At 61.2% G+C, this 7,635-nt stretch carries 7 protein-coding genes and 1 tRNA gene; all 8 read left to right on the top strand.

Going from position 1 to position 7,635, the window contains the following annotated elements:
- Nucleotides 1-493 precede the first annotated feature (493 nt).
- Nucleotides 494-913, top strand: a complete 420-nt coding sequence (locus AB0N72_RS03960) for a DUF3052 domain-containing protein (RefSeq protein ID WP_363931667.1) — start codon at nt 494-496, stop codon at nt 911-913.
- Entirely contained in the window at nt 910-1,413 is a 504-nt protein-coding gene (locus AB0N72_RS03955) for a peroxiredoxin (protein WP_363931668.1), read from the top strand. Before AB0N72_RS03960 ends, AB0N72_RS03955 begins: the two co-directional genes overlap by 4 nt.
- Entirely contained in the window at nt 1,410-2,366 is a 957-nt protein-coding gene (locus AB0N72_RS03950) for an NAD-dependent protein deacetylase (RefSeq protein WP_363931669.1), read from the top strand. Before AB0N72_RS03955 ends, AB0N72_RS03950 begins: the two co-directional genes overlap by 4 nt.
- Nucleotides 2,367-2,432: 66 nt before the next feature.
- Nucleotides 2,433-2,508, top strand: a tRNA-Val gene (locus AB0N72_RS03945).
- A 103-nt stretch (nt 2,509-2,611) separates the two neighbouring features.
- Entirely contained in the window at nt 2,612-2,902 is a 291-nt protein-coding gene (locus tag AB0N72_RS03940; RefSeq protein ID WP_363931670.1) for a hypothetical protein, read from the top strand.
- Between the two features lie 208 nt (nt 2,903-3,110).
- The gene (locus AB0N72_RS03935) at nt 3,111-3,905 is read left to right on the top strand and encodes an IclR family transcriptional regulator (RefSeq protein WP_363931671.1); all 795 of its coding nucleotides are present in this window, start codon (nt 3,111-3,113) and stop codon (nt 3,903-3,905) included.
- Between the two features lie 136 nt (nt 3,906-4,041).
- Nucleotides 4,042-5,394: an MFS transporter gene (locus tag AB0N72_RS03930; RefSeq protein ID WP_363931672.1), complete on the top strand. Its 1,353-nt coding sequence runs from the start codon at nt 4,042-4,044 to the stop codon at nt 5,392-5,394.
- A 183-nt stretch (nt 5,395-5,577) separates the two neighbouring features.
- Complete coding sequence (locus tag AB0N72_RS03925) at nt 5,578-7,635, top strand: acyltransferase family protein (protein ID WP_363931673.1); 2,058 nt, start codon at nt 5,578-5,580, stop codon at nt 7,633-7,635.

Here is a 7,635-nt window from a genome sequence, read left to right as displayed (position 1 = left end):
CACTCCGCGGTCTCTTCCGGATCACGATCAGGCAGCTGGGCAGTCAACCCGCTGAGGATGTGTGAGGTCTCTTCTCCTGCAGCCACGTCCAACCTTCCTTTTGGCGCATGCATCGGCGCCTCAGGTCCGGCAGGGTGACTGCCCGTCGTGAACGCGTCGTGTGCGACATCTCGGTTTCAACAGCCCGGTCGGATGCGCCGGGCAGGTCTTGTGAGCGCTTGGCTGCCCAGTAGAATTCTGCGGGGCGATCGCCCTGCAGCCATAGCGCTCATGGCCACTCTAGCTTTCGCGGCGCTGGTATGCGTAGCCGCGGACCCCGCAGGGCGTTGTATGTCACATCCAGAGAGCCTGCGTGACGCAAAGCACGCCAGTGGCGCGGCCCCGAAACACCCTTGGTGGTGCGGAATGGGGCCCTCTGCAGGGACAATGGCTTGAAGCAGGCGCCCAAAGGGTGTTGGCTGTTAGTAATGGAAGTCACTTCAAAGGAGGAAACGTGAGCGAGGCCGACGCCGCCACATCGGTAAATGTGGCGGAACGAATGGGTTTCAAAGATGGGGATCTGATTCAGGAGCGCGGCTACGACGACGACGTCGACTTCGACTTGCGTGACGATATTGAAGATGTCACGGGCTCCGAATTGTTGGATGAAGACGATCATGACGTCGTTGACGCAGTCATCTTCTGGTGGCGCGATGGCGACGGCGATCTTGTGGATGCCCTCATGGATTCGCTCACAACGCTGAAAGAAGGCGGAGTCGTTTGGGTCCTGACCCCCAAGTCGGGTCGGGATAACTACGTTTCTCCGGCAGACATCCAGGACGCCGCCCCCACGTCAGGCCTTCACCTGACTACATCTGCCGGGGTTTCGAAAGACTGGAGCGCCACCCGCCTGGTGCCAAAGAAGAACAAGTGACCGAAGTCCGGCAGGCTCCCGCTGCGGCGCGTGTCCCTCACGAGGGACAGGCGGCTCCGGATTTCGAACTGCTGAACCAATACGGTGAGCCTGTCCGGTTATCGGACTACAGGGGCCTCAACGTTGTCGTCGTGTTTTTCCCCTTTGCTTTTTCCGGCATCTGCACCGGGGAGCTGTGCGAGATCCGCGACAATATCGCTGAATTCCAGGACCTGAACGCCACTGTCCTGGCGATTTCGGTGGACAGTAAGTTCGCGCAGAGGGCATATGCAGAGCGCGAGGGTTTTGAGTTCGATCTCCTGGCGGACTTCTGGCCCCACGGAGCTGTGGCCCGGGACTACGGGGTGTTCGATGAAGCCAGTGGAATGGCGTTGAGGGGCACCTTCATCATCGACGCCGCTGGCATCGTCCGCTACGTTGTGGTCAATCCCCGCGGTCAGGCAAGGGACTTCGACCAGTACCGCATGGCTCTGGCGGCCTTGGGGGATCAGCGATCATGAGCAGCCACAGGCCCGGCGTTGGCATGACTGGATTTGCCAGCATGGCACCGGCGGACGAGGTCCGGCTGGACCCCCGGGAGCGGGAAGCCTTGGGGTCCGCGCTGAACATCCTCCAGGGTAAGCGCCTGGCTGTGCTCACAGGAGCTGGTTTAAGCACCGATTCCGGCATTCCCGATTACCGGGGACCGGGCTCGGCGCCAAGAAACCCCATGACCTACCAGGAATTCATCGGGAGTGAAGCCAACAGGCGGCGCTACTGGGCGCGGAACCATATCGGCTGGTCCCACCTCAGGCACGCCGACCCCAACGCCGGCCATGCCGCCGTCGCACTCATGGAACAGCGCGGCCTCATGACCGGACTGATCACCCAAAATGTGGACCGGCTCCACGAGGACGCTGGAAGCGTCAATGTTGTGGACCTGCATGGCCGCTTTGACCAGGTGATTTGCCTTTCACATGGGCATACATTCAGCAGGCAGCTGATTGCGGCCATCCTGGAGGAGATTAATCCCGGGTTCGTGGAAGCTGCTGTGGAGTCCGGGCTGGTGGAGATGGCCCCCGACGCCGACGCAACAGTGGAAGATCCCGAGCTCATCACCTCGTTCGTCATGGCCGTCTGTCCCATTTGCGGCGGGATCTTGAAGCCCGACTTTGTCTACTTTGGCGAAAATGTCCCCAAGGACCGGGTGGCACGCGCCTACGGCATGGTCGATGACGCCGAAGCGCTCCTGGTAGCGGGCTCGTCGCTGACCGTCCAGAGTGGTCTGAGGTTCGTCCGCCATGCTTCGAAAGCTGGCAAACCTGTTGTCATCATTAATCGGGGCACCACCCGTGGGGATGAATTTGCTGCGGTCAAACTCGAACTGGGGGTCAGCGGCGCATTGGACCATCTTGCCCGTACGTTGCCGGATCTCTCCGACGCCAGGGACTCGATTGGTGTTTCCGGCAGTTGATCATGTAGAGTCATTGTTCGTTGGTTGAAGCGCTCAGGAAGTCAGAAGGCGCGGAAACAGCGGTTTGGGTCTTTAGCTCAGCTGGTAGAGCGCCACGTTTACACCGTGGATGTCATCGGTTCGATCCCGGTAGGACCCACCAAACAAAACCCCGTCTCCATCCTTGGAGGCGGGGTTTTCCCTTTTCCATGTGGTCATTCCTGACGCTCCTAAAAATGTCGGGGCCGTGGCCTACGGTCTCTCCCATGGAGCACGTTTACATCCGCACAACAGCCCAGGGCGAGCCGGCCGTCGTCGTGAGGGGAGGCCGGGAGTGGCGGATTGCCGTGGAGCCTGTCCGCTGGTTCGAAAGGGTTGCCTGGTGGGAGGAATCCAGGCGAATGCCCAGGGGAGCAGGCCGAGTGGATGTTGAGGTTCTGCAGGTGCAGGTGCGCTTGGGAAACAACGCCCGTTCGGCTCTGGCCACCTGGGAACTTGTACGCGATGGGTCAGGAGGCGGCTGGTGCATCAGGGATGAGGGCGCCGTGGCAGCGTAGGCGTACCGGGCGGCGGGATCTGCTGATCGCAGGAAATGGATGAGCTCTCCACCGCGACTATTGGGGGATGCCGCGGTGGAGAGCTCGAAAATGAATATACAGCCAACTTTTGGGTTTGAAAAGCCGAACAGCCGGCGCGGACCAGCTTGCCACTATGATGGGTATTGTTCAGCGGATTGAACACCGATTTGGAAGACGAAGGAGAATCATGGCCGATTCCCGCACCACCCGCTCCGAGGGCTCGGGCGCTTCGTCGCCGGCCCCCGCCGTCACCCGCGCCGCGGCCGTTCTTGAAGCCCTGGCTGATTCCCCCTCCGGCCGCCTGACGCTAAGCGATTTGTCCCGGGAGTTGGGCATTCCGAAATCTTCCACGTCCAACTTGCTTTTGGCCCTTGAGGAAGCCCGGCTCATTACCAGGCAGGGTGCCGATTTTGCCTTGGGAAGGAAGTTGGTGGAATTGGGAGCGGCATACTTGAGCCGCCTCGATGAGGTGCAGGAGTTCTACAAGTATTGCGAGCAGGCGCCAACGCTCTCCGGAGAGACGGTACGGATTGCGATGCTCGACGGCGACCATGTGATCTATCTGGCGCGTTACGAGGGCCACCCCGCGGTCAGGCTGACCTCCAATATCGGAGACAAAATGCCGGTTTCCCTATGCAGCGTCGGTAAAGCCCTGGTGGCGCAATTGCATGATCACGACATCGAGGCCATGTTCCCTGATGGCACGGAACTGCCCACGATGACCGCCAACTCACTTCGAACTGCCGAGCAACTCAAGGCGCAGATCGCCACCATCCGCAAACAGGGCTTCGCCTTCGAGGATGAAGAGTCCACGGTGGGTGTCGTCTGCCTGGCCGTTCCAGTGCCCACCCATGGAGCCCACGGGCCCAGCCTGGGTCTTTCGGTGACAGCCCTGAAGGCAACGTATTCGGAGGAGCAGGGGGCCCTTATGGTCAAGGAACTCAAGGAGTTGGCCCGTTCCTTGGGCAACCCCATGGGGTAATCGCTCATAAATCTGATTTTAACCTTGGCAAGGCGTTCAGCGCACTGTACTCTGTTCATCATAGTGATCTTGGCGGTGATGCCATCACTATCTCACTGGGCCAACGGGGGCCCGGGGTGATTTTGAGGGAGTGCTTGTGACAACTCGTACTAAGACAAAGTTCGCGGCGGAAGCCGACGAAGCTGTCGTCGAACCGGAGCAGCTTCGGCGGGCGACGCTGGCCAGTTCCGTGGGTTCCGCCCTGGAATACTACGATTTCTACATTTACGGCCTGGCTTCTGCGCTGATTTTCGGGCCGTTGTTCTTCTCGCCACTGGGTCCGGACGGTGCTTTGATTGCTTCGTTCGCCACCTACGGCGTTGGTTTTGCGGCCAGGCCGTTCGGAGGCCTGATCTTCGGCTATATCGGGGACAGGTTCGGCCGGAAGATGGTCCTGATCCTGACAATTGCCCTGATGGGCACGGCCAGCTTCGCCATCGGCCTCTTGCCCACCTTTGAACAAGCGGGAATGCTTGGTGCGGTTTTGTTGGTCACCTTGCGCATCATCCAGGGTCTCGGCGCCGGTGCCGAGCAGGCCGGCGCTACCACGCTGATCTCCGAAGTGGCTCCGCGCCGCCGTCGTGGTTTCTTCGCTTCCTTGCCGTTCGTTGGCATCCAACTCGGCACCTTGCTTGGCGCCGGAACGTTCGCCCTGATCACTTTGGCCGACAAGTCCGTCCTGCAGGGCTGGTTGTGGCGTGTTCCGTTCCTTGCCAGCTTCGTTCTCATTGTCATTGCCGTCTTTATCCGGCTCAAGCTCAAGGAAACTCCTGCTTTCCAGGAACTGGAAAAGCACAAGAACGTGGTGAAGAATCCGATCGGCGCTTTGTGGAAGCACTCCAAGAAGAATGTCCTCATTGGTATTGGACTTCGCATGGGAGAGAACGGCAACTCGTCCATCTACTCCGCCCTGCTGGTCTCCTTCATGAGCATGCCTGCGGGAGTCTTCGCCGGCAATAACTCCATCGGCCCTGTCGGGCTCTTGATCGCCGCAGGATTTGCCGCCGTCATGGTAGTCACTTTCGGGGCTCTGTCCGACAGGTACGGCCGCGTCCCGGTCTACCGCTACGGCGCACTTTTCCAGGCAGTCATTGCAGTCCCGGCTTTCTACCTGGTCACCCTGGGCAACGTCACGTTGGTATGGGTGGTCATGGCAGTGGGAATCGCCATCGGCGTCCAATCGATGCTGGGACCCCAGTGCCCCCTCCTGCCTGAACTGTTCGGTTCGCAGTACCGCTTCACGGGTGTGGCGATGAGCCGTGAAATCTCGGCAGTCCTGGCAGGCGGGCTCGCGCCGCTGCTCGGAGCACTGATGCTGGCCGCCACGAACCACTCCTGGCTGGTGCTCGCCATATACTCCCTGGTCCTGGCCCTGATCTCATTCGTCACCACGTTCTTCACTCCTGAGACGGTGGGCCGCGATCTCGTCAGCACTGAAGACGCAAAATAACCGGCTCCCGTTCCGGGAAACCCCCAGCGCGGCGTCCCTCCACTTTGGAGGGGCGCCGCGCTGCTTTGGTTAATGCCCAGCTGGAACAGCCAATTCCGTGCTCTTCATGGTGCGTCCCGCCCAGGGTGCTGGAAATTCGGAGGGTGCGGTGCAGAATTGGTGCAGCGATAGAGGAGCGTGTCCATGACGGCAACCAAGGGCGTGGCATCGCCGGAAAGCCCCGGGCAGGTCCGTCGTGCCGGCGGTACCAGGTTCCGTCCCGAAATCCAGGGGCTCCGTTCACTGGCCGTACTCATGGTTGTCTCGTACCACATCTGGTTTGGCAGGGTTTCAGGGGGCGTGGATGTCTTCCTGCTGATCTCGGCATTCCTGATGACCCTCCAGTTCGTCAACCGTTACGAGGAGTCCCGGCCGGTATCACTGGTGCGGCACTGGCTGCACTTGTTCTGGCGGCTGCTTCCCGCCGTCGTCGTGGTTTTGACGGGTACCTTGGCGGCAACCTTCATGATCGTCCCCCGGACAAGGTGGACGGAGATCGTCAACCAGGCCTGGGCTTCGCTGTTCTATGTGCAGAACTGGCTGCTGCAAAAGCAGGTGGTCAACTACTACGCCGCCGACCACAGCCTGGCGAGTCCCATGCAGCACTTCTGGTCGCTGTCCATCCAGGGGCAGGTCTTCATCCTCTGGCCGGCGATCTTCGTCACCACCACGGCGTTGGTGTGCCGGAGGTTCGGGCTGCGCTACCGGTCAGTGTTGCTGGGAGTTTTCGGGCTGGTCTTCGTCGCGTCGCTGGGCTACTCGATCTACTTCACCGACGCCCACCAGGAACTGGCGTACTTCGATACCCTTGCGCGGCTGTGGGAGTTCGCGCTGGGCACGCTGGTGGCGTTGCTGCTTCCGTTCCTCCGTCCCGGACGGGGACTGGGCATCGTGCTGGGTTGGCTGGGCGTTGCTGCCATGCTCAGTTGCGGCATGCTGCTGCAGGTGCGGACGGCGTTCCCCGGCTACGTGGCGTTGTGGCCCACTCTGGCGGCGGTGGCTGTCATCATTGCCGGCCAGACAGGAAGCCGTTTCGGCGTAGATCGCATCCTGTCGTCCAGGCTGCTGGTGGGACTCGGGTCCACCTCCTACGCCCTTTACCTGTGGCACTGGCCACTCTTGGTCATCACACTTGTGTGGATCGGTGAAGACCATGCGGACGCGCTGACTGGCGCGGCTATCGTGGGTGTTTCCCTGCTGCTGGCTTACCTCACCACCAGGTTTGTTGAGCAGCCGTTGCGCTCATGGCGTTGGCCGGAGGCAAAGCGGCGCCGCTTGGCCGCAGCGGTCCTGGTTTGCCTTGCTGTGGGAGCGACGCCGATGACGGTGTTCGGGGTCCAGCAGCAGCAGGAGAAGAACGCCATTGCCGGCCAGGATTCCGATGACAACCCGGGTGCCAGGGCGTTGCTGCCAGGCTATGTCAACCGGGTGGGCAAGGACGCCAGGACCCTCCCAACGCCAGAGGAGCTACCGGCGGACTGGGGGAAGCTCGACGGACCGTGCACGGGCGAACTGCGGCCCAAGGACCCGGTGCTGTTCGCGGAGTGCCAGCAGAATGACGTCGGAGCAGGTGCCGGGAAGACCATCTTCGTTGTGGGCCAGTCCCATTCACTTCAATGGCTCGGGGCGATCGGTCCATTGGCCAAGGAGCACAACTGGCGGGTCCAGGCCATCACGTTTGGGGCTTGCCCTTTCATGACCCAAACGGATGAGGTGGGCGAGGAATGCAATGCCTTCAACCGGAATGTCCGTGAGCACATACGGCTCCACCGCCCGGATGCGGTCTTCCTTGTCGGCACTGCGGCCGTCCCGGATTCACCGGACGAGGACCTTACGTGGGGGCTTGATGAACTGGTCGGGGAAATGACCGATCAAGGAGTGGAGGTCATCGCGATGCGGGACAACCCGCGCTTCTCCTTCAGTCCCAGCGAATGCGCCATGGCTTCGGGCGTCGACGATCCCCGCTGTCGTCCCGCCCTGTCCTCCGTGTTGGCTGCCGACAATCCGCTCGATCAGCTGGAAGGAACCTTCACGGGGCTGTCCATCCTGGACATGACGGACTTGATCTGCGACGGTTCCTCCTGTCCCGGGATCATTGGGAACGTCTACGTGTACCTTGACGACAACCACCTCTCGAGCACGTACACCAGAAGCATGGCCGATGCATTGTCCGAGAGGTGGCTCAGCGCCACGGGGTGGTAG

This window comes from Paenarthrobacter sp. NPDC089307 (assembly GCF_040685055.1).
Classification (GTDB): domain Bacteria; phylum Actinomycetota; class Actinomycetes; order Actinomycetales; family Micrococcaceae; genus Arthrobacter.
This window is presented reverse-complemented; position numbering and strand designations above follow the sequence as displayed.